General features: G+C 65.1%; 23 protein-coding genes. 18 read left to right on the forward strand and 5 right to left on the reverse strand.

What is annotated here, in order from left to right; all coding sequences use genetic code 11:
- Positions 1–4: 4 nt before the first annotated feature.
- Complete coding sequence (locus ASG79_RS06375) at positions 5–907, reverse strand: PfkB family carbohydrate kinase (RefSeq protein WP_056389399.1); 903 nt, start codon at positions 905–907, stop codon at positions 5–7.
- Positions 908–1,046: 139 nt separating this feature from the next.
- Between ASG79_RS06375 and ASG79_RS06380 the strand changes: the two genes are divergently transcribed.
- From ASG79_RS06380 to ASG79_RS06420, 9 genes are all read left to right on the forward strand, one after another.
- The gene (locus ASG79_RS06380) at positions 1,047–2,189 is read left to right on the forward strand and encodes a Gfo/Idh/MocA family protein (protein WP_056389403.1); all 1,143 of its coding nucleotides are present in this window, start codon (positions 1,047–1,049) and stop codon (positions 2,187–2,189) included.
- A 70-nt stretch (positions 2,190–2,259) separates the two neighbouring features.
- Positions 2,260–3,042 carry a DeoR/GlpR family DNA-binding transcription regulator gene (locus ASG79_RS06385; RefSeq protein WP_018771346.1) on the forward strand — a complete coding sequence of 261 codons (783 nt, stop codon included), beginning with the start codon at positions 2,260–2,262 and terminating at the stop codon, positions 3,040–3,042.
- On the forward strand, positions 3,039–3,956 hold the full coding sequence (locus ASG79_RS06390; protein ID WP_056389406.1) for a 2-hydroxyacid dehydrogenase: 918 nt from the start codon (positions 3,039–3,041) through the stop codon (positions 3,954–3,956). Before ASG79_RS06385 ends, ASG79_RS06390 begins: the two co-directional genes overlap by 4 nt.
- 31 nt (positions 3,957–3,987) lie before the next feature.
- Positions 3,988–4,455: an SRPBCC family protein gene (locus ASG79_RS06395; protein ID WP_056389409.1), complete on the forward strand. Its 468-nt coding sequence runs from the start codon at positions 3,988–3,990 to the stop codon at positions 4,453–4,455.
- Between the two features lie 9 nt (positions 4,456–4,464).
- Positions 4,465–4,809 (forward strand): iron chaperone, encoded by a 345-nt coding sequence (locus ASG79_RS06400; RefSeq protein WP_018771343.1) that lies wholly within the window; start codon positions 4,465–4,467, stop codon positions 4,807–4,809.
- Between the two features lie 65 nt (positions 4,810–4,874).
- On the forward strand, positions 4,875–5,198 hold the full coding sequence (locus ASG79_RS06405; RefSeq protein WP_026266086.1) for a hypothetical protein: 324 nt from the start codon (positions 4,875–4,877) through the stop codon (positions 5,196–5,198).
- Positions 5,199–5,437: 239 nt separating this feature from the next.
- Positions 5,438–5,827: a VOC family protein gene (locus tag ASG79_RS06410; RefSeq protein ID WP_018771341.1), complete on the forward strand. Its 390-nt coding sequence runs from the start codon at positions 5,438–5,440 to the stop codon at positions 5,825–5,827.
- 152 nt (positions 5,828–5,979) lie between these two features.
- The gene (locus ASG79_RS06415) at positions 5,980–6,330 is read left to right on the forward strand and encodes a cupin domain-containing protein (protein WP_056389412.1); all 351 of its coding nucleotides are present in this window, start codon (positions 5,980–5,982) and stop codon (positions 6,328–6,330) included.
- Between the two features lie 104 nt (positions 6,331–6,434).
- Positions 6,435–6,677, forward strand: a complete 243-nt coding sequence (locus ASG79_RS06420; protein WP_018771339.1) for a hypothetical protein — start codon at positions 6,435–6,437, stop codon at positions 6,675–6,677.
- 85 nt (positions 6,678–6,762) lie between these two features.
- Here the strand turns inward: ASG79_RS06420 and ASG79_RS06425 are convergent, their stop codons facing one another.
- Together ASG79_RS06425 and ASG79_RS06430 are read right to left on the reverse strand one after the other, a co-directional pair.
- On the reverse strand, positions 6,763–8,019 hold the full coding sequence (locus ASG79_RS06425) for an MFS transporter (RefSeq protein WP_056389415.1): 1,257 nt from the start codon (positions 8,017–8,019) through the stop codon (positions 6,763–6,765).
- On the reverse strand, positions 8,016–8,477 hold the full coding sequence (locus tag ASG79_RS06430) for a MarR family winged helix-turn-helix transcriptional regulator (protein WP_056389418.1): 462 nt from the start codon (positions 8,475–8,477) through the stop codon (positions 8,016–8,018). The genes ASG79_RS06425 and ASG79_RS06430 overlap by 4 nt, the downstream gene beginning before the upstream one ends.
- Before the next feature lie 135 nt (positions 8,478–8,612).
- On the opposite strand from ASG79_RS06430, the gene ASG79_RS06435 reads away from it, so the two are divergent.
- From ASG79_RS06435 to ASG79_RS06465, 7 genes are all read left to right on the forward strand, one after another.
- Positions 8,613–9,119, forward strand: coding sequence for a DUF3592 domain-containing protein (locus ASG79_RS06435; protein ID WP_056389419.1), 507 nt, complete (start codon positions 8,613–8,615; stop codon positions 9,117–9,119).
- Positions 9,120–9,178: 59 nt separating this feature from the next.
- A complete protein-coding gene (locus tag ASG79_RS06440; RefSeq protein WP_056389422.1) occupies positions 9,179–9,781 on the forward strand; it encodes an SOUL family heme-binding protein in 603 nt (200 codons plus the stop codon).
- 230 nt (positions 9,782–10,011) lie between these two features.
- Positions 10,012–12,138: a beta-galactosidase gene (locus ASG79_RS06445; RefSeq protein WP_235509753.1), complete on the forward strand. Its 2,127-nt coding sequence runs from the start codon at positions 10,012–10,014 to the stop codon at positions 12,136–12,138.
- A gap of 9 nt (positions 12,139–12,147) precedes the next feature.
- Positions 12,148–13,128 (forward strand): ABC transporter permease, encoded by a 981-nt coding sequence (locus tag ASG79_RS06450; protein WP_018771333.1) that lies wholly within the window; start codon positions 12,148–12,150, stop codon positions 13,126–13,128.
- An 83-nt stretch (positions 13,129–13,211) separates the two neighbouring features.
- On the forward strand, positions 13,212–14,081 hold the full coding sequence (locus tag ASG79_RS06455) for a carbohydrate ABC transporter permease (RefSeq protein WP_026266084.1): 870 nt from the start codon (positions 13,212–13,214) through the stop codon (positions 14,079–14,081).
- Between the two features lie 5 nt (positions 14,082–14,086).
- Entirely contained in the window at positions 14,087–15,721 is a 1,635-nt protein-coding gene (locus tag ASG79_RS06460) for an extracellular solute-binding protein (protein ID WP_056389425.1), read from the forward strand.
- 31 nt (positions 15,722–15,752) lie between these two features.
- The gene (locus tag ASG79_RS06465) at positions 15,753–16,457 is read left to right on the forward strand and encodes a DUF624 domain-containing protein (RefSeq protein ID WP_235509751.1); all 705 of its coding nucleotides are present in this window, start codon (positions 15,753–15,755) and stop codon (positions 16,455–16,457) included.
- 17 nt (positions 16,458–16,474) lie between these two features.
- Here ASG79_RS06465 and ASG79_RS06470 read toward each other — a convergent pair whose 3' ends face one another.
- Entirely contained in the window at positions 16,475–17,215 is a 741-nt protein-coding gene (locus tag ASG79_RS06470; protein WP_056389428.1) for an alpha/beta fold hydrolase, read from the reverse strand.
- 73 nt (positions 17,216–17,288) lie between these two features.
- On the opposite strand from ASG79_RS06470, the gene ASG79_RS06475 reads away from it, so the two are divergent.
- The gene (locus ASG79_RS06475) at positions 17,289–17,984 is read left to right on the forward strand and encodes a helix-turn-helix transcriptional regulator (RefSeq protein WP_056389429.1); all 696 of its coding nucleotides are present in this window, start codon (positions 17,289–17,291) and stop codon (positions 17,982–17,984) included.
- 8 nt (positions 17,985–17,992) lie between these two features.
- Here the strand turns inward: ASG79_RS06475 and ASG79_RS06480 are convergent, their stop codons facing one another.
- A complete protein-coding gene (locus tag ASG79_RS06480) occupies positions 17,993–20,395 on the reverse strand; it encodes a glycoside hydrolase family 3 N-terminal domain-containing protein (protein ID WP_056389433.1) in 2,403 nt (800 codons plus the stop codon).
- 262 nt (positions 20,396–20,657) lie between these two features.
- Between ASG79_RS06480 and ASG79_RS06485 the strand changes: the two genes are divergently transcribed.
- Positions 20,658–21,791 carry a Gfo/Idh/MocA family protein gene (locus ASG79_RS06485; RefSeq protein ID WP_056389436.1) on the forward strand — a complete coding sequence of 378 codons (1,134 nt, stop codon included), beginning with the start codon at positions 20,658–20,660 and terminating at the stop codon, positions 21,789–21,791.
- Positions 21,792–21,806 lie beyond the last annotated feature (15 nt).

A 21,806-nucleotide genomic window follows, 5' to 3' on the forward strand; every position in this document is an offset into this window, starting at 1 on the left:
GTGGTCAGTTGGAGGCTGGGACAAGATTGACGGTTTGGTGCGGGATGGCGGACCGGCCGTCCAGTCCGCCGCAGGAGGCGGAGGCGGTGCGCCCGGCGAATACGGCGGCTTCCACCAGTGGAAGCCCGGCAGCGACGGCGGCGAGCAGGGCGCCGTGGTAGACGTCGCCGGCACCGAGGGTGGACACGATGGTGGCGGGCGTGGCCGGGACGTGGACGGGTTCGGCGCCGCGTTCCAAAACCCAGGCACCTTCGGAGCCGGCGGTGGCGACGACGGCGGAGGCGCCGTCGTCAATTGCCTTCCGGAGCAGCGACTCAGGGGAGAGGTCCTCGCCGTATTCTGCGCGGAGCCTTTCGATGGTGGGGACGTACAGGGCCACGCCGCGGGGGCTGAAGGCGGGGATGGGGTTGCCGGCGTCCACGCTGATGGCCAGGCCGGCCGGCCGCGCGGGGGCATTAGCCACCGCGTTCCAGCCCAGGTGGTCCGTGTGGACCCAGGCCACTGACTGGAGCAGTTCGGAGAAGCGGCTGTCCCCGGGGAAGCTGACCGGCGGGACCGGACGGGTGACGATGGCCCGGCTTTCGGTGGCCCTGCTGACCACGATCACGCTGGCACCGGTCTTGACGCCGGCGTCGCGGATCACGGCGGAGGTGTCCACGCCTTCTGCCTGAAGGCCGCTGACGATGCGGTCCCCTTCTTCGTCGGTTCCCAGGACGCCGGCAAAGGCCGTCCTGGCTCCGGCGCGGGCGGCCGCTACGGCTGCCGTGGCGGCGGGTCCGCCGCCCGCCGTGGCAAAGTCCGTGGCGACGGTGCGGCTGTCCGCGGCAGGGTAATCCTGCACCAGGGCGATGGCGTCAAGAGTGGCGCAGCCTACGAAGAGCAGGGTTCCGGTTGACGGTTGGGGCACGTTCCACCTCGTTGTAGTTCCGGCTGATACTGAAGAAATATACACACAGCATGTTGGAAAAACAACACTTTCTGTATAGTTGTGTTTGGGATGCAACGCCGCGGTCCCGCCCACTCAACGTAGAGAAACGGAGCAGCTCATGTCATTGCCTACTGCGGAATCGGTCCGGACCATCCGGTATGGCCTCATTGGAGCGGGCCATATGGCACGCGAACACGTCCGGAACCTTGCCCTGATCCCGGGAAGCCGCATCACCGCAGTCTCGGATCCCACACCCTCTTCACTGGAAGAGACGGTGAAGGAGATCGGCCATGAGGTGCGGACTTTCCCTTCCCACCAGGAGTTGCTGGCCTCGGGCCTGGTGGACGCGCTGGTGATCGCCAGCCCCAACGACACCCACCTGGGCATCCTCAAGGACATCTTCGCCAGCGGCACCAACCTTCCGGTCCTCGTGGAGAAGCCGGTGTGCACCACGGCGGAGCAGGCGGACGAACTGGAGGCGCTGGCCGGCAGCTACCCGGCCCCGGTGTGGGTGGCCATGGAATACCGGTACATGCCGCCGGTCCAGGAGATCATCCAGGCGGCGCATGGCGGCAAGCTGGGCAACATCCACATGCTCTCCATCGTGGAGCACCGCTTTCCGTTCCTGCACAAGGTGGATGCGTGGAACCGCTTTGCGGAACGGACCGGCGGGACGCTGGTGGAAAAGTGCTGCCACTTCTTTGACCTGATGCGCCTGATCCTGCGGGACGAGCCCGTACGCGTCTTCGCCAGCGGCGGCCACGACGTGAACCACATGGATGAGGTCTACGACGGCCGGGTGTCGGACATGCTGGACAACGCCTATGTGATCGTCGATTTCAAGGGCGGCCGCCGCGCCATGCTGGAGCTGTCCATGTTCGCCGAGGGATCCAAGTTCCAGGAACGCATCTCCATTGTTGGGGATGCTGCCAAGATTGAAACCCTCATCCCGGTGGCCGCCAACCACTGGATTCCCGGTGACCACGCTGAAGCGACGGTTGAATTCAGCCCACGGTCCCCGCTGGGTCCCGAAAAGCACGAGGTTCCGGTGGATGAGGCTGTCCTGGCGGCCGGCGCGCACCACGGCTCCACCTACTATGAGCACCAGGGCTTCCGGAAGGCCATCCTGGGCGAGGGGCCGGTGGAAGTCACCATTGCGGACGGACTGCAGTCCGTACGCATGGGCCTGGCCGCCGAACGCTCTATTACGGAAGGACGCCCCGTTGAGCTTGGCAATGCCGCCCTCGGGGTACGTTCATAAGAAGATACATGTTGGAATTGCAACATCCCGCCAGGCTCCTGCCCGGCGCACGGGGGAGGGAGAACAGCCAATGGGCACCGCAGATAAAGAGGCGCCGCTGACACCCCGCCAGCGCACCATCCTCGATGAGCTGGGCCGCCGGGGGTTCATTTCAACAAATGATCTGGCGGAGACCTTTGCCGTCTCCGACATGACGGTGCGGAGGGACACCCGGGTGCTGTCCAAGCGCGGACTGGCCCGGGTGGTCCACGGCGGCGTCAGCGCCGTGGACGGTCATGGCCAGAACGCGAACTTCGCCGCGCGCGTCCGGGAGGACGCGGACGCGAAGCTTCGGGTGGCCAGGGTGTGCCTCTCGATGATTGGCGAACGGGATGCCATCATCCTTGATGCCGGCACCACGACGTACCAGATCGCGCAGGAACTGCCCACGTCGTTCACCGGCACCATCATCACGCACTCCGCGCCCGCCATCCAGCGCTGCCTGCAGCTGACGGCGGCGCGCACCATCTGCCTGGGCGGGGAGCTGCTGCTGGACAGCCAGGCGTTCAACGGACCGATGACCGTCAGCGCCGCCTCCGGGCTCCGTGCCAAGACAGCCTTTATTGGCGTCAGCGGCATCCATGACGAGGCGTTCTATATTGAGCGCGACGTGGAGCGCGCCACTAAGATCGCCCTTATGAATTCAGCGGAACAGGTAGTGGTGGTGGCAACCCACCAGAAGATGCTGCGGTACGCGCTGGCGCGGCTGGCGGCGTTCGACGCGGTGGACATCCTGGTCACGGACGCTCCGCCGCCGCGGGAGATCGAGACAGCCCTGCGCGCCGCCAACGTCAAGCTGATGGTTGCCGCATGACGGCCCGCCTGCGCGTGTGCCTGCCGTCCCGGGACCTGCTGGACGCACTGGCGCCGATTGACGGCGTCGACTTTGTCCTGTGGGACCTCACCGGGCCGGTGCCGGACGGCCGGCTGGACCTGCTGGTGCCCGGCTACATGGGCAAACCGGCGGCGCTCGCCGCACTGGAGGGCGTGGACGTCGGCCTGGTGCAGAGCCAGTCCATCGGGTACGACGGCGTCGCCTCGGTGCTGCCCGCCGGCGTCACCTTCGCCAACGCGGCGGGAGTCCATGAAACCTCGACGGCGGAGCTCGCCGTGGGGATGATGGTTGCTTCCCAGCGCGGCATTCCGGACTTTGTCCGGAACCAGGAAACCGGTACGTGGGACAACAGCCAGCGGCCCAGCCTGGCGGACCGGCGCGTGCTGCTGGTGGGTTACGGGGGAGTGGGCAAGGCCATCGAGGCCCGGCTCCTGCCGTTCGAAACCGACGTCACCCGGATGGCCAGCCGCGCCCGCGACGATGAGCGCGGGACCATCCTGGGGATCGATTCGCTGTACCAGCAGCTGCCGCTGCACGAGATTGTTGTGGTCAGCGTCCCCCTGGGCGAAGACACCAGGCAGTTGGTGGATGCGAAGTTCCTGGCGGCCATGCCGGACGGGGCCCTGCTGGTCAACGTGGCCCGCGGCCCGGTGGCGGATACCGGGGCCTTGCTGGCAGAGACCGCAAGCGGACGGCTCCGGGCCGCGCTGGACGTCACCGATCCGGAGCCGCTGCCCGCCGACCATCCGCTCTGGACCACTCCCGGCGTGCTCATCACACCGCACGTGGGCGGCGCCAGTTCGGCCATGTTCCCCCGGATGGTCCGGTTGCTCAGGAAGCAGATCGGGCTGCTGTTGGAGGGCAAGGACCCGGTGAACGTGGTCCTCCCTTAACCGCGGCGGTTCCCGCCCCTATGCTTGGCCCATGTCCACTTTTGAAGTCCGCCGCAGTTCCGTGATCCCTGCCGCCGCCGAAGACATCTTTCCGCTCGTCAACAACTTCCACGAATGGACTGCCTGGTCCCCCTGGGAGACCATCGACCCCGGCATGAGCCGCCGCTACTTCGGCACTGAAGCAGGCACGGGGGCCGGGTATGAGTGGAGCGGCAACCGCAAGGCGGGCAGCGGCACCATGGAGATCGAGGAGTCGGTGCCGTCGAATCTGGTCCGGATCCGGCTGCAGTTCACCAAGCCCTTCAAGGCCCTGAACCCCACCACCTTCACGTTCACCCCTGCCCCGGGCGGCACCGAAGTGACCTGGCGGATGACCGGCGAGAACAAGGGCCTGGGGAGGGTGTTCGCACTGTTCATGAACATGGACAAGATGGTGGGCGCCGATTTCGAACGCGGCCTGGCCGCGTTGGCTGCCACAGTGGCGGCACGAAAGAGCTGAGGCCGCCACATGGGTGTCGTTGACGAAGCCCTGGACAGGATTGACGGACCGGACCGCAGTTGCCTTCAGCACGTGGTGGAGATTGCGCGGTCCCTGGCTCCCGACGCCACGGAGGGCATGAGCTACGGCATGCCCGCCCTCAAACTGGACGGCAAACCGCTGGTGGCGGCCGTGGCCGCAGCAAAGCACCTCTCGGTTTTCCCGTTCTCCTCCGCGGTGGTGGAGGCAGTGGCCGGCCGGCTGGAGGGGTACTCCCTGTCCAAGGGGACCATCCGCTTCACGGCGGACCATCCAGTGCCGGACGACGTCCTCGCTGACATCGTCCGGCTGCGGATGGCAGAAATACGGAAATAGGGCGCAGGACGACGGCGGGACCTATGGTCCTTCCAGCCGGCCGCGCCAGTGCATAGCGTGGTGCCATGGCTGATACTCTCTCCTCCCTCGCAGACTCCTTCAAGAACATGGGCGTTGCCCGCGCGTACGGCTCTCCCGTGAATGTGGGCGGGGAGGACATTGTGCCGGTGGCGCTGGTGTCCTTCGGTTTTGGCGGCGGCACGGAATCGGACCAGGGGGCATCGGGCGGCGGGGGCGGCGGTTTCGTTGTCCCGTTGGGCGTGTACCGGACCGTGAATGGGCGCGCGGTCTTCCGCCCCAACACCATCGCCATGCTGGTGTGCCTTGTTCCATTGGTTTCTGTTGCCGGCGCGGCGTTCCGGAAAGCGGCGCGCTCGGCCCGGAAATAAGCGCCGGGCGGCGGCCCGGCATTCCATAAAATTCCCCTATTTCGTCCCCGGTAATTCGGTTCCATAATGGCCTCGTAGACTTCGGGAACCTCCCGCCGCTGTCCTGTGCCACGGCGGAACCAGGGGTTCCAGGTGGCCGCCCCGGCAATCGGCGGGAAGGACGGCCACGAGGCCCGGCCGGGACGGCCGGACTGTTTCAGGGGGAGAGCAACGCCACTAAATGCACAAGGAGAATTGTCATGCTCAAGGATAGGGAAATCATGGCTGTGCTGCCGGCCAAGGATATTGACCGGGCACGGGAGTTTTACCGGGACAAGTTGGGACTGGAGCCGGTCCAGACGGTCGAAAACGACAACCTTATCTACCGCTGCGGCAAGGGAACGGGCTTCCTGCTCTACCAGACGGACAACGCCGGTTCCGCCAAGAACACCCAGATGTCCTGGGGCGTCGATGACGTCGAAAAGGAAGTGGAGGAACTGCGGGGCCGCGGCGTCGTCTTTGAGGAGTACGACATGCCGGGACTCAAGACCGAGAACGGCATCGCAACGATGGAAGGCATGGGCAAGGGTGCGTGGTTCCTCGACAGCGAGGGCAACATCCTGAACATTTCCTCGATCCCCGTCACGTAGCCATCCGCCTTGCACAGGCGCATACTCAATCACCTGGCAGCAAAGCCATAAGTACGACGCCGGCACGTGCCGCCCGAAGCACCCGCACCCGGGTGCGTGGCAGCGGCAGGCCGGCGCCGCCGTCGTAAGCGGCCTGAAAGGAAGGCACGGGAATGGGCGCGGAAGAGATGGTTCCGGAGACAAAAGGCGTCTCGGTGGAGTTGCTGGCGGCCGTAGACCTTGACGGCGAGATTGACGGGATGGAAGGCCGGCAGCTGCGGATGCGGATGGTGACGATCGACCCCGGCGGGGTCTTCGGGCCCCTCCATGACCATGTGGGGCGACCCGGAACCGTCTTTATCCTGCAGGGAACCATCACCGACCACCGCGACGGCGCCGCCACGGACTATGGGCCCGGAGTGGGCTGGCCGGAGGACCGGAACACCACCCACTGGCTGGAGAACAGGGGGACGGTCCCGGCGGTGGAAATCTCCGTGGATATCGTCACCAAGCTTCCGTCATAAGTCCACGTGTTGTAAAAACCGGTGGCTTATCCGCCGTGTTCTGGGTATCTTGTGCATACCCGTGGTTGAGCAGTCAGCTGGCAAGTTACTCATGGGGGCCACTGATGGACGCCGCTGCTGACCAGCCACCTTCCGGGAGGATCCGTCCCGGCACCAGCTCACAGGGCAGGGTGTTCCATGCCTTCCGGCGCTGGCCGCTCGTCCCGGCCGCCGACCTGCTCCTGCTGCGCCACGCGCTCGTCGGCCAAGATTCCTCCACCGAACCGGACCACGCGTCCGCTCTCCGATGCCTCGTCGACGACGAACTCACGCGCCGGCTGGCCCTCCCGCCCGCTTCGGGGGACTAAGACTGCCGTGGGTCGGTAACGTGTGACATTGGGGGACCGGCCCACGGCCCAAATAAGCCGTCTGTTCCTTCCCCCGCCATCCAATTCAAACGGCGGGCTGGCGCCGCCCCAGCGCCAGCCGCAGGGCGGCGCGGAGGGTGAGCCGGTTCCGCCTGGTTACCGCGATGACGGCTGCGACACCCGCCAGCAGCACCATGATCCCGCCTGCGGCCACGGACCAGCGGGCGCCGAACTGGCTCCCGATCCAACCGACCAGCGGTGAACCCAGGGCGGTGCCGCCCTGCAGGATGGCCAGGTACAGGGCCAGCACGCGACCGCGGAACTGTGGCTCCACGGACAGCTGGATGCTGGTATTGCAGCTGTTCAGGAACGTGATGGACGCCAGCCCCACGGGAATGAGGAGGGCAGCGTAGGCCCAGAAAGACGGCGCGACGCTGCCCAGGATGGTGAAGACACCCAGGCCCAGCGCCCCGCCCAGCAGGAACCTCAGCCGAGGACGGGACCTGCGGGCCGCCAGGAGGGCGCCGGCCAGGGTGCCCACCGCCATGATGGAACCGAGAAGCCCGAATTCACCCGGGCCCATGCGGAATTCGGTGGTGGCCATCAGCGAGTTGATGACGGGAAAGTTCATGCCGAACGCGCCCAGGACGCCCACCAGGACCATGATCAGCATCAAGTCCGGCCTTCGGCGCACGTAGCGGATGCCCTCAACCACCTGGTGCTTGTTCCGCTCGCCCTTTGCCACCGGGGCGGGCTGGGTAATGCGGATCCTGAACAGCGAGACCAGGACGGCCGCGAAGCTCGCCGCGTTGAGCAGGAACACCGGGCCCGTTCCCACCCAGGCGATGAGCACCCCGGCGACCGCGGGGCCTGTGAGCCGGGCGGTGTTGAAGGAGGCGGAATTCAGGGCCACCGCATTGGAGATGTTCTCCTGCCCCACCAGTTCCGAGACGAAGGCCTGGCGCGCCGGTGCGTCCACGGCACTGGCAACGCCCAGGCAGAAGGCCGCCACGTACGCATGCCACAGTTGGGCGGTGCCGGTCACCACCAGGAGGCCGATGGCGAGGCCGGTGGATGCCATGGCCAACTGCGTCCACATGAGGATAATGCGCTTCCGGTACCGGTCAGCCAGGACTCCGCCGTAAGGGCCGAACAGCAGCATGGGCAAAAACTGCAGGCCCGTGGTGAGGCCGACGGCGGCGCCTGAGTGGTCGGTGAGAACGGTCAGGACCAGCCAGTCCTGGGCCACGCGCTGCATCCAGGTGCCGATGTTGGAAACGATCGCACCGCTGGCCCAGATGCGGTAGTTGGGGTTTTCGAGGGCCCGGAACATCGCGCTCATTTGCCGCTCATTTCCTGCATGATGCGGGCCGCCCGGCTGAGGGTAAGCCTGTCGTCCTCGCTGAGCCCGGCCACGCGCTGGGCCAGCCAGGCCGTCCGCTGGCTCCGTGCCTCGGCGAGGACCGTCCTTCCCGCATCCGTGATGTCCACGCGGACCTGCCGCCCGTCGTCGGGGTCTGCGCTCCTGGTGACGAAGCCCTGGTCGGCGAGCGCGTTGACGATCCTGGTCATGGACGGCGCCTGGACGTGCTCACTCTCGGCAAGTGCCCGGAGCGTGCTGGGGCCGCTGCCGTTCAGCATGGCCAGGACCGTGTATTGCCCGGGGGTGATGATGTCGCCCGTTGCCTCAACGCGGAGCCGGCGTGAAGTACGCATCACGGCGGTGCGGAGCTCGATGGCGAGGGTATCGGGCGTGGTGGGGTCTGCGGTTGCTGTGTTCTTCGTTTGGGTGGGTGACATGTATGCGGGTGCGCCTCCTGCTGACGTTCCTTAGCAGTGCTAATTAGTTCTGCTAACTATTATGGTCTGCTTGCTTATCAATGGGCAACAGCCTGCGGTGTGGGTTTGGTGACATGCTCCGGCAGAATGGGATGCGTGACTGGGGGCAGAGCTGATGTAAAGCGCAAATCCGCGTTGTCGTGGAAAGGAAAAGCGAACCTTGCGGTGGCCGTCCTGGTCATCTGCCTGGGCCCGATCCTGATTGGCGTGGGCAGTTTCATGATCAACGTCGACGAGGAGCTTGTGCGGACCGGGACACAGGCCACCGGAACGATCGTCCACTTCAAGGACGTCACCAAAGCCTCCTCGCGCAGGATGCAGGTTGAATTCACGGCGGCGGACGGGCTGCCCCACAGGACGTTCGCGGCCGTTGACCACGACCAGCATCCCGTCGTCGGCAGCGAAGCCACGGTGGTCTATGCCGAAAATGACCCGGCCAGGGCCGTTGTGCTGGGTTATGAGAGCGACGGTGTGTGGTTCCGTGGCGTGGGCATTGTGCTGACCGTCATCTTCGGCGGGCTGGGACTGCTGCTCTGCCTTGGGGTTGGCACCGCGGCCCTCCGTGCCAAATTCCGGAAACCCGCCACAAACCACGTGGTCTGAGACTGTCACGGCTCTTGGGTCTGGCCGCTGCGGCTCGGCGGGCGTAGGCTCGGTCCACCATGACCGAGCAGCAGCCCTTTGAATTGATCCGGCGCTATCCGCATTTCGAGCTGCGCCGGTATCCGGACTACGTGGTGGCCGAAGTGACGGTCACCGCGGATTTTGACCGCGCCGGCAATGCCGCCTTCCGGCATCTCTTCAACTACATCAGCGGCAGCAATAATGCCCGGCAGAAACTGGCCATGACCGCTCCGGTGCTCCAGGAACCAGGGCCCCGGAAACTGGCAATGACCACCCCCGTACTCCAGTCCGGTCCGGTGCCGGGGTCGGGGGAGCCTGCCGAATATTCGGTGGCGTTCGTCCTTCCGGCCGGCGTGACAGCTGACGGCGCTCCGGTCCCTGCCGATCCCATGGTCAGGATCCGCGCGGTGCCAGGTTCCCTTGCCGCAGTGCTGGGATTCTCCGGCAGCGGTTCGGCATCGGCTTTCCAGAAGCGCAACGACGGCCTGCACGCTGCGCTCACCCTGGCCGGGCTGACTCCCGTGGGGACGCCGAGATTCGCCCGCTTCGACCCGCCGTTCAAGCCGTGGTTCCTGCGCCACAATGAGGTTGTCCAGGATGTCCTGGAACCCCAGGCGGGTGGAACGGCACCGGGCGCTTAGCTGGAAGCAGCGCTGTAGGTTTCTTTCCCCCTCCCCACCCGATACTTTCCTGCCTGCCCGGAAAGATCCCTATTCGGGCAACCATGCATAAAGGATGGCCAGTCCGCACTCCGCTGCCCCATTCTCTGGGTATTGCCGCCCTTATGGATGGTTGCAGGGGACGCGGAGTCTCCTCCCACTTTCCCTTTTCTGTTGTTATTGCTGAAACTTTACGATAGTTTCTCACTGTGATGCAGGTCGCACTGGTGGGAGCCCGCGGCCATGATGCCAACAAAAGGACGATGATGACCCGCGAGCACAGCACCAGCACCTCCGAACACCGCTTCAAACGCCTGCACGAACGTCTGGGCGGCATCGCCTACGGGGGTGACTACAACCCCGAACAGTGGCCCCGCGAGGTGTGGGACCAGGATGTCCGGCTCATGAAGCAAGCGGGCGTCAACCTGGTTACCCTGGCCGTCTTTTCCTGGAGCCGGCTCGAGACAGCCGACGGTCTTTACGACTTTGGCTGGCTGGACGAGGTGATGGACCTGCTGCACCGGAACGGCATCGGCGTGGACCTGGCCACTCCGGACGCCGTCCCGCCGGCCTGGTTGATCGCCCGGCACCCGGACATCCTGCCCGTCCTGGCCGACGGCTCTACGTTCGGCTTCGGCTCCCGACAGCACTTCGACGTCTCCCATCCTGCTTACCGGGAAAAATCGCTGGCCATGGCAGAGAAGATGGGGGAGCGCTACGCTGCCCACCCGGCCCTGCGCATGTGGCATGTAAACAACGAGTACGGACCGGTCTCGTACGGCCCGTACGCCGACCGCGCCTTCCGGGCATGGCTGCAGGAAAAATACGGCGACCTGGAGAACCTGAACCAGGCATGGAGCACCGACGTATGGGGACAGCGCTACTCCGACTGGTCACAGGTGAACGCACCCGCCCAGCCGCGCACGTGGTCCAACCCGTCCCGCCGCCTTGATTACCACCGGTTCACTTCGGACAGCATGCTGGAGCACTACAAGGCCGAGCGGGACATCCTGCGCCGGTACACGCCAGATTTGCCGATTGTCACCAACTTCATGCGCTTCTACAAGAACAACGATTACTGGGCCTGGGCTGCTGAGGAGGACGCCGCGGCCCTGGACATCTACCCGGACCCGCGCGAGGAAGACGCCCACGTGGCCGCGGCGCTCAACTTCGACCTGATGCGCTCGCTCCGCCGCGGCCAGCCATGGCTGGTGATGGAACAGGCTACCGGCGCCGTCAGCCAGTGGTCCGTCAACGTCTCCAAGCTGCCCGGCAAAATGAGGCTTGGCTCCTACCAGGCCATCGCGCAGGGCGCCGATTCCATCCTCTTCTTCCAGTGGCGCCAGGCCAGGGGCGGCACCGAACGCTTCCACTCCGGCATGGTCAACCACGCCGGGCCCAATACGCGCATTTTCCGGGAAGTTTGTGAACTGGGCCAGGAACTCAAGGGCCTGGCCGGCCTCACCGGCACACGCTCCAGCGCCAAGGTCGCGCTGGTCTTCGACTGGGACTGCTGGTGGGCCCTGGAACTGGGGAACTCCCCGCGCTCGGACCTGAACTACGCCCAGGAAGTCCTCCGCCTCTACCGCCCCTTCTTCGACGCCAACATATCCGTGGACTTCGTGAACACCACCAGCGACCTCAGCCAGTACGGCATGGTGGTCCTGCCGGCGTCGTACCTGCTCACCGACCAGGCCGCCGGGAACATCGAGGACTATGTGGCCCGCGGCGGGCATCTGGTGGCCAGCTACCTCTCCGGCATCGTGGACCAGGACAACACCATCCTCCTGGGCGGCTACCCGGGCGCGCTGCGCAACGTCCTGGGGGTGTGGAGCGAGGAGATGCATCCGCTGGCCGGGGAGGGCGAGGCAGTCAAGCTTTCAACGGCCGACGGCGGTACGGCCTCAGCCGATTACTGGACCGAGCACCTGCACACCACCACGGCTGACGTTGTTGCGAGCTATGCCTCCGGCCGGCTGGAAGGCTCGCCCGCCGTCACCCGCAACAGCTTCGGCGCCGGCACTGCCGTGTACCTGTCGGCCAGGGTGGACAGCTCCTTCCTTGCGGAACTGCTCTCAACTGAACGTGCCGCTGCGGGAATCCGCGCGGAACTGGATGCGCCGCTGGGAGTGCAGGTCCGCCGTCGTGCCGGCAACGGACGCAGCTACCTGCTGGTCCTGAACCACAACGATGCACCCGCCAGGGTGGACGTGGGGCAGGGCGGCACAGACCAGCTCACCGGAGCCAATGTCACCGGCACGGTGGAGCTCGCCGCCAACGGCGTGCTGGTGCTGGAGGAAATACCCACTAAAGACTCAACCGCAGAAACGGGCCGGTAGGAGGCAGTCATGGCCATGCGATTGGAAGTACCTCCCGAGGCGGTCCCCACGGACGCCGATGCGCGAACTGAAAAACCGCGGAACAAACCCGGAGGCTGGAAGCTGGCCTTCAGGCGGGACTGGCGGCTCTACACCCTGGTGCTGTTGCCGCTGGCCTACTTCGCCATCTTCCGGTACCTGCCTATGGCAGGCAACGTGATCGCGTTCCGGCAGTTCCAGCCCGGCGGCAGCATCTTCGGCGAGAAATGGGTGGGCCTGAAATACGTCACCCTCTTCATCAACGATCCCAGCTTTTGGCAGGCGTTCCAGAACACCATCATCCTGGGCGTGCTGACACTCCTGTTCTGCTTCCCGATGCCCATCATCTTCGCGCTGATGCTGAACGAACTGCGTTCGCAGAAGTTCAAGAAGTTCGTCCAGACCGTGGCCTACCTGCCGCACTTCATGTCCGTGGTGATCATCGCCGGCATGATCCTGCAGAACTTCTCCATGACAGGCACCGTAAACCAAATTGCCAACTCGCTGTTCGGCACCACGGTTAACTTCACCCAGGACGCCGCGTGGTTCCGGCCCATGTACATCAGCTCCGAGGTGTGGCAGACCATGGGGTGGGGAGCCATCCTCTACCTGGCCGCCCTGACCCGGGTGGACGAATCGCTGTACGAGGCAGCCCGGATCGATGGCGCCAACCGCTGGCAGCAGACCTGGCATGTGACCCTGCCGGCCATCCGGCCCACCATCATCACACTGCTGATCCTCAACATCGGCACGTTCATGGCCGTGGGCTTCGAAAAGATCCTACTGATCTACAACCCGCTGAACTACCAGACCTCGGATGTCATCTCCACCTACCTGTACCGGGTGGGCCTTGAATCGTCGAACTTCAGCTACGCGGCGGCGATCGGCATGTTCGAATCCGTCATCGGCCTCACGCTGATTCTCTCCGCCAACGCCATATCCAAGCGGCTCGCCGGAACGAGCCTGTGGTGAAGGGGACAACTGTGAAAGGGACAGCCGTGAAAGAACCCGGCGCGAAAGCAGCACCAAAGGACACAGGTGTCCTGGTCAAGGACATGAAGGTTTCACGCAGCATGCGGCTGTTCCGGGTGGTGAACCTGGCCTTCCTGCTGGTGGTGGTGTTCCTGACCTTGTATCCGTTCCTGAACATCCTGGCGCAGAGCTTCTCAAGCGAAGGATTCATTAACGCCGGCAAGGTCAACCTGTTCCCCATGGGCTTCAACACCGAGACTTACCAGCTGATCCTGGCCGACTCGGTCTTTTGGCGGAACTACGGCAACACGATTCTGTACACCGTGGTGGCCACGGCTATCTCCATGGTGCTGACCACCAGCTTCGCGTATGCCATCGCGAGGAAGGACCTGAAGGGGCGCAGCCTGTTCATCGGCATCGCGGTGTTCACCATGTTCTTCAATGGCGGCCTGATCCCCAACTATGTGCTCATCACCTCGCTTGGAATGCGGGACACCTTATGGGCCGTAGTGCTGCCCAACGCCATCAGCGTCTTCAACCTGCTCATCATGAAGTCGTTCTTCGAGAACATGCCGCGTGAACTGGAGGAAGCGGCCGCCATTGACGGACTTACCCAGTACGGGGTGCTTTTCAAGGTGGTCCTGCCGCTGAGCAAGGCAATCGTTGCCACCATGGTCCTGTTTTACGCAGTAGCCAACTGGAACTCCTGGTTCCAGGCGTTCCTGTACCTGGACAACCCCGATCTGTTCCCGGTGACCATCTACCTTCGCAACATGATTGCCGGCGTCACCACGGCAGGCTCCGCCGGCGGTACGGCGGAGAACGTGGGCCAGATTGCCGCGAACATCCAGTCCGTCACCATCGTCCTGACCGTGATCCCCATCCTCTGCGTCTACCCCTTTGTCCAGAAGTACTTCTTTTCGGGCGTCATGCTCGGCTCCGTCAAGGAATAACCCTTATGAAAGGAAAACCCATGATCCGCAGACGAGATTTCCTCGGCCTGTCCGCGCTCGCAGCCTTCGGCCTGGTGATGGCGGGATGTGACTCTGACTCCGGCAGCAAGGCCGATACCTCAAAGGCCCGCAATGGTGCGATGGACAGCTTTGGGGTTGGGGACACGTTCAAGGCGACGGCGCCGCTGAGCTTCACCTTCCTGTTCAGCGATCAGCCCACCTATCCATACAAGAAGGACTGGCTCCTGTTCTCCAAGATGGCCAGCGACAACAACGTCACCCTGGAACCGACCATCGTTCCCAGCAGCGACTACGAGCAGAAGCGCAGCCTGTTGATCAGTTCGGGCAAGGCCCCGGAGATAATTGCCAAGACCTACCCGGGGCAGGAGAGCGCGTATGTATCCTCCGGCGCCGTCCTTCCCGTCAGCGACTACGTGGACCTCATGCCGCACTACCAGGACAAGATCAAGAAGTGGAAGCTGGAGCCTGAGATTGCAGGCCTCACCCAGGAGGACGGCAAGTACTACGTCCTGCCCGGTCTGCACGAGGAACTCTGGCCGGACTACACGCTGGCGTTCCGGACCGACGTGCTGGAGAAGGACGGGATCGCGGAGCCCAAGACCTGGGACGAGTTCCGGGAGGTGCTGCGCAAACTCAAGAAGAACCATCCCGATGTGGTGCCCTTTTCCGACCGGTTCAACGGCAACAGCGTGCTGAACATTGCCGGCACCGCCTTTGGCACCGTGGCAGGCTGGGGCCTGGTGGACGGACTGACGTTCGATGAAGGCAAGAAGGAGTTCGCCTTCGGTGCCGGCAGCGGCCAGTTCAAGGATCTTGTGACCTACTTCAACTCCTTGGTTTCGGAGGGGCTGATGGATCCGGAAAGCTTCACGCAGACCGATGATTCGGCCATCCAGAAGTTCACCTCGGGCAAGTCGTTTGTGATCAGCGCCAACTCCCAAAACATCATCACGTACCGCACATCAATGGAGCAGTCTCTGGGGAAGGGCAACTTCGCCGTCCGAAAGATCACGGTTCCCGGCGGCCCCGCAGGCGACGTCATTGGCGGTTCCCGGCTGGAAAACGGCATCATGCTGAACGCGTCCGTGAAGGACAAGGACAGCTTCGTGGCGCTGATGCAGTACATCGACTGGCTGTTCTACAGCGACGAAGGCCAGGAGTTCGCCAAGTGGGGGGTGCAGGGCACCACCTACAACAAGGAAGGCGGCAAACGCATCCTGGCCAAGGACATCAACTTCCAGGGCCTGAATCCGGGCGGCACCAAAGACCTGCGCGTGGATTACGGCTTCTCCGGCGGCAACTTCGCCTACGGGGGCACCACGGACCTGCTCCAGTCCACCTTCAATGAGGAAGAGCTGGCCTTCCAAAAGGCCATGAAGAGCAAGAAGCCCAGGCCCGTTGCCCCGCCCGTGCCGTTCAGCGACACCGACCGGGAGCAAGCCACCCTGACTCTCACGCCACTGAAGGACCACGTCAAGCAGAACACCTTGAAGTTCATCACCGGCCAGCGCAGCCTCTCGGAGTTCGACGCCTACGTCAAAGAGCTGGACAGCAAGGGCATGGGCAAATACGTAGAGTTGGCCAACAAGGCCTACAAGGCATACGCCGAAAAGAAGTAGGGCGTACGACGGCGGCCGCGGGCCTTCCGCGGTGACCGAAAGGCAGTCAGTGGTGCAGAAGAAGGCGGAGTACGGAGCCGGCCCCCTGTTCAGGGCGGCCGGCACCGTTGCGGGCGTGATGATGGGCTCGGTCCTCCTGGGGCTGGCCAATATCCTGCTGCTGCCGGCCCTGGTGGCGGCACCCATCGCGGGGGCCTGGGCCCTTGTGGTGGCACTCGTTCCGGCGGGGCCGGCCCTGGTGGCGTGCATGTACGCATTCAACCGAATGGCCGCCGGCCATGAGGGCGGGGTTTACCAGGACTTCGTCCGCGGGTACCGGATGAATCTGGGGCAGGCCCTGCAGGTTTGGGTGCCGTACCTTTTGGTTCTGGCCGTCATCGCGGTCAACCTGGCCGGGCTGTCCTCGCTGCATCCGGGCAACCCGGCCACGCCCGCGCTCAGGCCGGCGATGCTGCTCCTCGCAGTGCTCGTGGCCACCGCCGGCCTGAATGCTTTGCTGCTGCTGTCCAGGTTTTCGTTCCGGACCCGGGACCTCTACCGGCTCTCCCTGTACAGCTTCAGTGCCCGGAAGCGGGTTTCACTGGGCAACGCCGGGATCCTGTTCGTCGCGGGAACCCTGCTGCTGGTGACCACTGCGTACCTGCTGCCGGTTCTCGCCGGCACCGTAGTGTTTCTGGTGTGCCTGAACTCCCGGCCGCTGCTGGCGCTGGTTGAGGAGAAATTCACCGCCGCCTGACCGGTCATGGGTGCAGTTCAGCTGGTTCGGGAAGCCGCTGACTGGATGGTCCCGGCGAGGTCGCGGGGACGGCTCCACATGGGCCAATGCCCCGTTGGGAGGTCGATGACGTCGAGGTGTTCAATGTTCGCCACTTCGGCAAACATGGCATGCCCGGAGCGGGCGAGCTCCAGCACCTGCGCGCCCGGGATCGAGCAGCACACCAGGGTGGTCCGGACCTTGTGGCGGGCATCGTTCGTGAGCTCGACGGCCTGACGAAGCACAGGGCCGGGTTCAGGGACAGCCCGGGCCCGAAAACGCTCGAGGACTTCTGGGCTCAGGCCGTCGAGGCTCGCCTGCTGGGCCAGGACATCGAAGGGCGGCAGCGGAAGCTCCGCCAACTCCTCCGGGATGCCCGGGCCGAAGGCGCTTCCCGGTGCCACAGGGCCGGAGTCGACCCACACCACTCGATGGACAAGCTCAGGGTGTCGGTCCAGGACGAGGCTGACGGGGGCGTTTGCCCCGCTGTGGGCGACGAGAGTGGCGGGCTGGTCCCCAGAGGCCCCGAGCTGGCTGATGACGTCCAGGACCGCCGCGGCCTGGTCGTCGAGGGTCTTTGCCGCACGCCCGGGATCGTCCCCGTCGAGACCGGGCAGCGTCATCGCGACGGCGCGGGATTGGTCGGTTGCCAGGTGTTCCAGCACTTCATCCCACGCCCAGGCGCCCAGCCAGTGGCCGGCGATGAGAATGATGATGGGACGGCTTGCAGTAGTTGTCATGCCAATACCCTCGCAGCCGCCTTGGACAAGGGTGTGTCACTATTTATGTCATGAATCTGCCCGGGCTTAAACGGTGAAGCGGGTCGAACGGCTCCATGCCCTCTCCGAGATATTGCGCCGCAGCGGCAGGCAGGGGGTTTCTGCCGGGCGGCTGGCTGCAGAACTTGAGGTATCTGTTCGCACCATCAAGAGGGACCTCGATGCGTTGGAGAACAGCGGTGCGCCGGTATGGTCCCGCCCAGGTCCGGGCGGTGCCTATGGGTTGGCTGCAGGCGGGTCCCTGCCGCCAGTCAGCCTGTCCCCGGCGCAGGCCGTGGCGCTCATGGCAGCGGTGTCCGCTGCGTCGGATGCCCCCTACGCCGATCTGGCAGCAGCAGGTGTCCGGAAGATCATGGATGTCCTCGATCCCAAAACACGGGCACGAGCTGACGCATTGGCCCACCGTGTCTGGGTCAACGCCCTTCCCTCCTCGTCACGGGCCATCAAGTCGGTACTGGAGGAGGCGATGGCCGAGCAGCGCGTGATTCGCCTTCGCTACACATCCGGGGACGGGACCACCACCACCCGCGACGTCGAGCCGGTGCTGTTCGCAGCCACCAACGGCCAGTGGTACCTGGTTGGGTGGTGCCGGCTGCGCAACGCCATGCGGTGGTTCACCGTTTCGCGTATCGAGCGGGCCAGCGTCACCAAGACGGCCTGCAGTGGCCATGGCATCCATGAGGTTGGGGAACCCCCGGCAAACGCCAGGCCGGTGCACGGCCGGGGGTGAGTCCTCAATCAACCTCTCGGGTCAGTACACGCCCGGACCGGCGCCACCGTTGCCGGTGTCAGCATGTCCCGGTCAAAACCCACGACGCGGCGGCCGCCCTGCAGGATGAGTTCGTGGCTGTGGGTGTCCCGGCTGCTGGAGGTCGACACGTGCAGCTTCACCAGGCCCGGCGTCACCACCCGCTTCAGATCCACCCCTGTGAAGGACGTCCGGTCGGCGTGCACCGTGAACTCGACCCTCGCCGATGCGCCGGCGGCAAGGTCCACCCGGGCGTAGCCAATCAGTTCGCGGAGGGGCCGCACCACCTCGCCCACCGGGTCCTCGAGGTACAGCTGCACCACTTCGGCGCCGTCAACGGGGCCGGTATTGGTCACGGTGCATCCCACGGTGACGGCATCCGCTGTGGACATTGCGTCCGCACTGGCCGAGTGGCAGGAAAAGTCGAAGGTCGTGTAAGACAGGCCGTGCCCAAAGCTGAACAGTGGCGAGGGGTCCAGCGCGCTGACGCCGGACGGCCCGGCCAGGCGGCTGTGCAGGTAGGTGCCGGGTTGTCCGCCGGAAGTTCGGGGTACGGAAACGGGCAGTTTGCCGGACGGGTTGACGGCCCCTGTCAGGATGTCCCAGAGCGCCTCCGCGCCCTCTTCGCCGGGAAAGAAGCCCTGGACGATCGCCCCGGCCCGGTCCGCGAAGTCGCCCAAGGCGTAAGGCCGGCCGCTGAGGACCACGACGACGGTGCGCGTTCCGGCGGCCTCGGCCGCGGTGAGCACCTGGTCGAGCATGCGGTGCTGGTCCCCGGGCAACTGAAGGTCAGCTGCGTCGTTGCCTTCCCCGGAGGTGCCGCGGCCGAAGAGGCCGGCGTTGTCGCCCACCACGATTACGCAGGTGTCCACCGACGCGGCAGTCCGGCAGGCCTCCGCGATCTGTTCGTCCGTGATGGCCTCGCAGGTGCCGGTCGCAGCGCTGCGCAGCGATCCGAAACGGTTTCTGCCTGCCGAGGCCACGGTGGGAACGTGGACACCCATGGGAACGTCCGGGTGTGATGCGCCCACATGCGCGTCAAATGAGTAGCAGCCCAGCATTGCGAATGGATCCTCTGCCAGGGGCCCCACCACGCCAAGCGAGGCCAACGCCGTAACGGGCAGCGGGAGGCTGGCGCCGCCGTCGTGCATCCCGTTGGTCAGCAGCACCAATGACTGGGCGGCGATCTCGCGGGCCAAAGCCCGGTTCCCGGCTGGATCCAGGTCGACGGCTCCGGCGCTGAGGACCGGGGGCGCGGGGTCAAAATCCGGCGCGAGCAGCCCGGCCTCCTGCTTCTGCCGCAGCACCCGGCGAAGGGCGGTGTCCACCAGGGATTCGGGGACCTCGCCGGAGCGCACGCGCTCAAGCAGGGGCGTGCCATAGCAGTTCACTGTAGGCAACTCCACGTCAACGCCCGCTCTGAGTGCCAGGGCTGCTGCATCGCCGGAATCGGCAGCAACGCCGTGGGTGACATGCAGGAAGGCGACGCCGAAGTAGTCGGCAACCACGGTGCCGGCGAAGCCCCACTCGTCGCGCAGCAGCGAGGTCAGCAGTGCGCGGTTGGCGGCTGCAGGAATGCCGTCGGTGTCCGTGTACGCATGCATCACGGAGCGGGCTCCGCCGTGTTTAAGCGCCATTTCGAACGGGGGCAGCATCACGTCCGCCAACTCGCGCGGGCCCATGGACACCGGTGCATGGTTGCGTCCGGCGCGGGACGCAGAGTAGCCAACGAAGTGCTTGAGCGTGGCCACGATTCCGGACCCTTCCAGCCCGGAGACGTAGGCGCTGGCTACCGTGCCCACCAGGTAGGGGTCCTCGCCGATGGTCTCCTCCACCCTGCCCCAGCGCAGGTCCCGCACAACGTCCAGCACGGGAGCCAGCCCCTGGTGGACGCCGAGTGCCCGCATCTGCCCACCAATGAGACCCGCCATCCGACGGATCAGCGGAGGGTTAAAGGTCGCGCCCCACGCCAGGGGGACGGGGAAAGCCGTGGCCTTCCACGCAGCCAAGCCGGCGAGGCATTCCTCATGGACCTGCGCCGGAATCCGGAAGCGTGAGGCCGCCATGATCTGTTCCTGCGCCGCGGCCAGCCGCCGGGCGCCCTCGAGAGGCTCCAAGGGCACCGTGCCGTACATGCGGGTGATCTGCCCCAGTCCGGAGGCAATCATCTCCTCCCAGGAGCGCGCGTCGCCGGCCATCTCATTCTGCAGCGGCGCTACGGAGTCTCCGTCCGTGGACGCATTGACCCACACACCTGCCAGTTGGGCCAGCTTCTCTTCCAGGGTCATGTGCCGCACCAGCTCATCAATGGAGAGGCGTTCGACGGCGTCACGGGAGCCGTTGCCGGCGGCCGGGGAGGTGATGGCTTGCTTTTCGGCGGCACCGCTGGTCACGGGCGTCTCCTGGGATCGTAGGAAGTTTCTAAGAAACTATCAGAAACTATCGTTTACTTTCTAGGTCCTAAAGCATTGACTCTTCAAAGATAATCCTCCTACGGTTGACAATGGGAGTGGGATAAGTCTGCGACGGAACCCACGAAACTTCGTGAATGGAATAGAAACTTTCCATTGACTTTGGGACCAGGCGCCCGGAGGCCCTTCGGACCACTTCGAAGCCCTGGGGCGCTACCTACATCACTGCAACGACGGAGAAAACATGCGGACGTACAGAGTGGCCATCGTGGGAACCGGCGGGATCGCGGCGGTCCATGCTGACAACCTGGCCCGGACAAACGGCAGGGCGGAGCTGGTGGCGGCATGCGACGTGGACCAGGGCCGGCTGGATGCCTTCGCGGAGAAGCACAGCATCCCTGGTATGTACCTGAGCCTGGCCGATCTTCTGGCAGAGGCCAAACCGGACATTGTCCACCTCTGCACGCCGCCCATGTTCCACATCGGCCAGGCCATCGAATGCCTCGAAGCAGGCGTCCATGTCCTCTCCGAAAAACCCCCGGCGCTAAGCCTCGCTGACTTCGACCGGCTGGAGACCGCCCAGGCAAAGGGCGGCGCCCAGTTCTCTTGCGTCTTCCAGCACCGGTTCGGGGATGCGGCAGCCGCGGCCCGCCGGCTGATTGGCGGCGGTGACTTCGGCCGTCCCCTGGTGGCCCGGTGCGACACCCTCTGGTACCGGCCGGACAGCTACTGGGAACTTCCCTGGCGCGGAACCTGGGAAGCCGAGGGCGGCGGGCCCACCATGGGTCACGGCATTCACCAGTTCGATCTGCTGTTGCACCTGCTGGGTCCGTGGGAGGAAATCACCGCCATCGCCAGCCGGCAGGCACGGCCTACTTCCACTGAAGACTTGTCCGCCGCCCTGGTCCGGTTCAGTAACGGAGCCGTGGCCACCATTATCAACTCGCTGCTCTCGCCGCGGGAAACCTCGGACATCCGAATCGACTGCGAATTTGCCACTGTGGAGCTGAGCCACCTCTACGGCTACAGCACGGACAACTGGACCATTACGGCAGCGCCCGGCCACGAGGACCAGGTAGGAACAGCGTGGAACGGCGAGCCCTTGGATCAGGGAAGCGGACACGCGGCCCAGTTCCTGGCCATGTATGGCGCGCTCGACGCCGGCCGCCCTCTTCCGGCCGGGGCAGACTCCGCACGGCAAACTCTGGAGTTCGCTGCCGCCCTCTACGCCTCCGCCTTTACCGGAAAATCCGTGCACCGCGGCGAGATCGTCACCGGCCACCCCTTCTACGGGGGCATGGACGGCGAAGGGCTGGGCGCGAAAGTCCTCGAGGAGACAGCATTCAACCTGACCGCCCTCAAAGCCACCAGCGTCTGAGCCCATACCCAAGGA

Origin of the sequence: Arthrobacter sp. Soil761, from assembly GCF_001428325.1 — a bacterium.
Lineage (GTDB): Bacteria > Actinomycetota > Actinomycetes > Actinomycetales > Micrococcaceae > Arthrobacter.

Excerpts from the sequence above, each read along its gene's own strand:
- ASG79_RS06380 (WP_056389403.1), top strand. The coding sequence starts at position 1,047 with ATGTCATTGCCTACTGCGGAATCGGTCCGGACCATCCGGTATGGCCTC.
- ASG79_RS06385 (WP_018771346.1), top strand. The coding sequence starts at position 2,260 with ATGGGCACCGCAGATAAAGAGGCGCCGCTGACACCCCGCCAGCGCACC.
- ASG79_RS06390 (WP_056389406.1), top strand. The coding sequence starts at position 3,039 with ATGACGGCCCGCCTGCGCGTGTGCCTGCCGTCCCGGGACCTGCTGGAC.
- ASG79_RS06395 (WP_056389409.1), top strand. The coding sequence starts at position 3,988 with ATGTCCACTTTTGAAGTCCGCCGCAGTTCCGTGATCCCTGCCGCCGCC.
- ASG79_RS06400 (WP_018771343.1), top strand. The coding sequence starts at position 4,465 with ATGGGTGTCGTTGACGAAGCCCTGGACAGGATTGACGGACCGGACCGC.
- ASG79_RS06405 (WP_026266086.1), top strand. The coding sequence starts at position 4,875 with ATGGCTGATACTCTCTCCTCCCTCGCAGACTCCTTCAAGAACATGGGC.
- ASG79_RS06410 (WP_018771341.1), top strand. The coding sequence starts at position 5,438 with ATGCTCAAGGATAGGGAAATCATGGCTGTGCTGCCGGCCAAGGATATT.
- ASG79_RS06415 (WP_056389412.1), top strand. The coding sequence starts at position 5,980 with ATGGGCGCGGAAGAGATGGTTCCGGAGACAAAAGGCGTCTCGGTGGAG.
- ASG79_RS06420 (WP_018771339.1), top strand. The coding sequence starts at position 6,435 with ATGGACGCCGCTGCTGACCAGCCACCTTCCGGGAGGATCCGTCCCGGC.
- ASG79_RS06425 (WP_056389415.1), bottom strand. The coding sequence starts at position 8,019 with ATGAGCGCGATGTTCCGGGCCCTCGAAAACCCCAACTACCGCATCTGG.
- ASG79_RS06430 (WP_056389418.1), bottom strand. The coding sequence starts at position 8,477 with ATGTCACCCACCCAAACGAAGAACACAGCAACCGCAGACCCCACCACG.
- ASG79_RS06440 (WP_056389422.1), top strand. The coding sequence starts at position 9,179 with ATGACCGAGCAGCAGCCCTTTGAATTGATCCGGCGCTATCCGCATTTC.
- ASG79_RS06445 (WP_235509753.1), top strand. The coding sequence starts at position 10,012 with ATGCAGGTCGCACTGGTGGGAGCCCGCGGCCATGATGCCAACAAAAGG.
- ASG79_RS06450 (WP_018771333.1), top strand. The coding sequence starts at position 12,148 with ATGGCCATGCGATTGGAAGTACCTCCCGAGGCGGTCCCCACGGACGCC.
- ASG79_RS06455 (WP_026266084.1), top strand. The coding sequence starts at position 13,212 with ATGAAGGTTTCACGCAGCATGCGGCTGTTCCGGGTGGTGAACCTGGCC.
- ASG79_RS06460 (WP_056389425.1), top strand. The coding sequence starts at position 14,087 with ATGAAAGGAAAACCCATGATCCGCAGACGAGATTTCCTCGGCCTGTCC.
- ASG79_RS06470 (WP_056389428.1), bottom strand. The coding sequence starts at position 17,215 with ATGACAACTACTGCAAGCCGTCCCATCATCATTCTCATCGCCGGCCAC.
- ASG79_RS06485 (WP_056389436.1), top strand. The coding sequence starts at position 20,658 with ATGCGGACGTACAGAGTGGCCATCGTGGGAACCGGCGGGATCGCGGCG.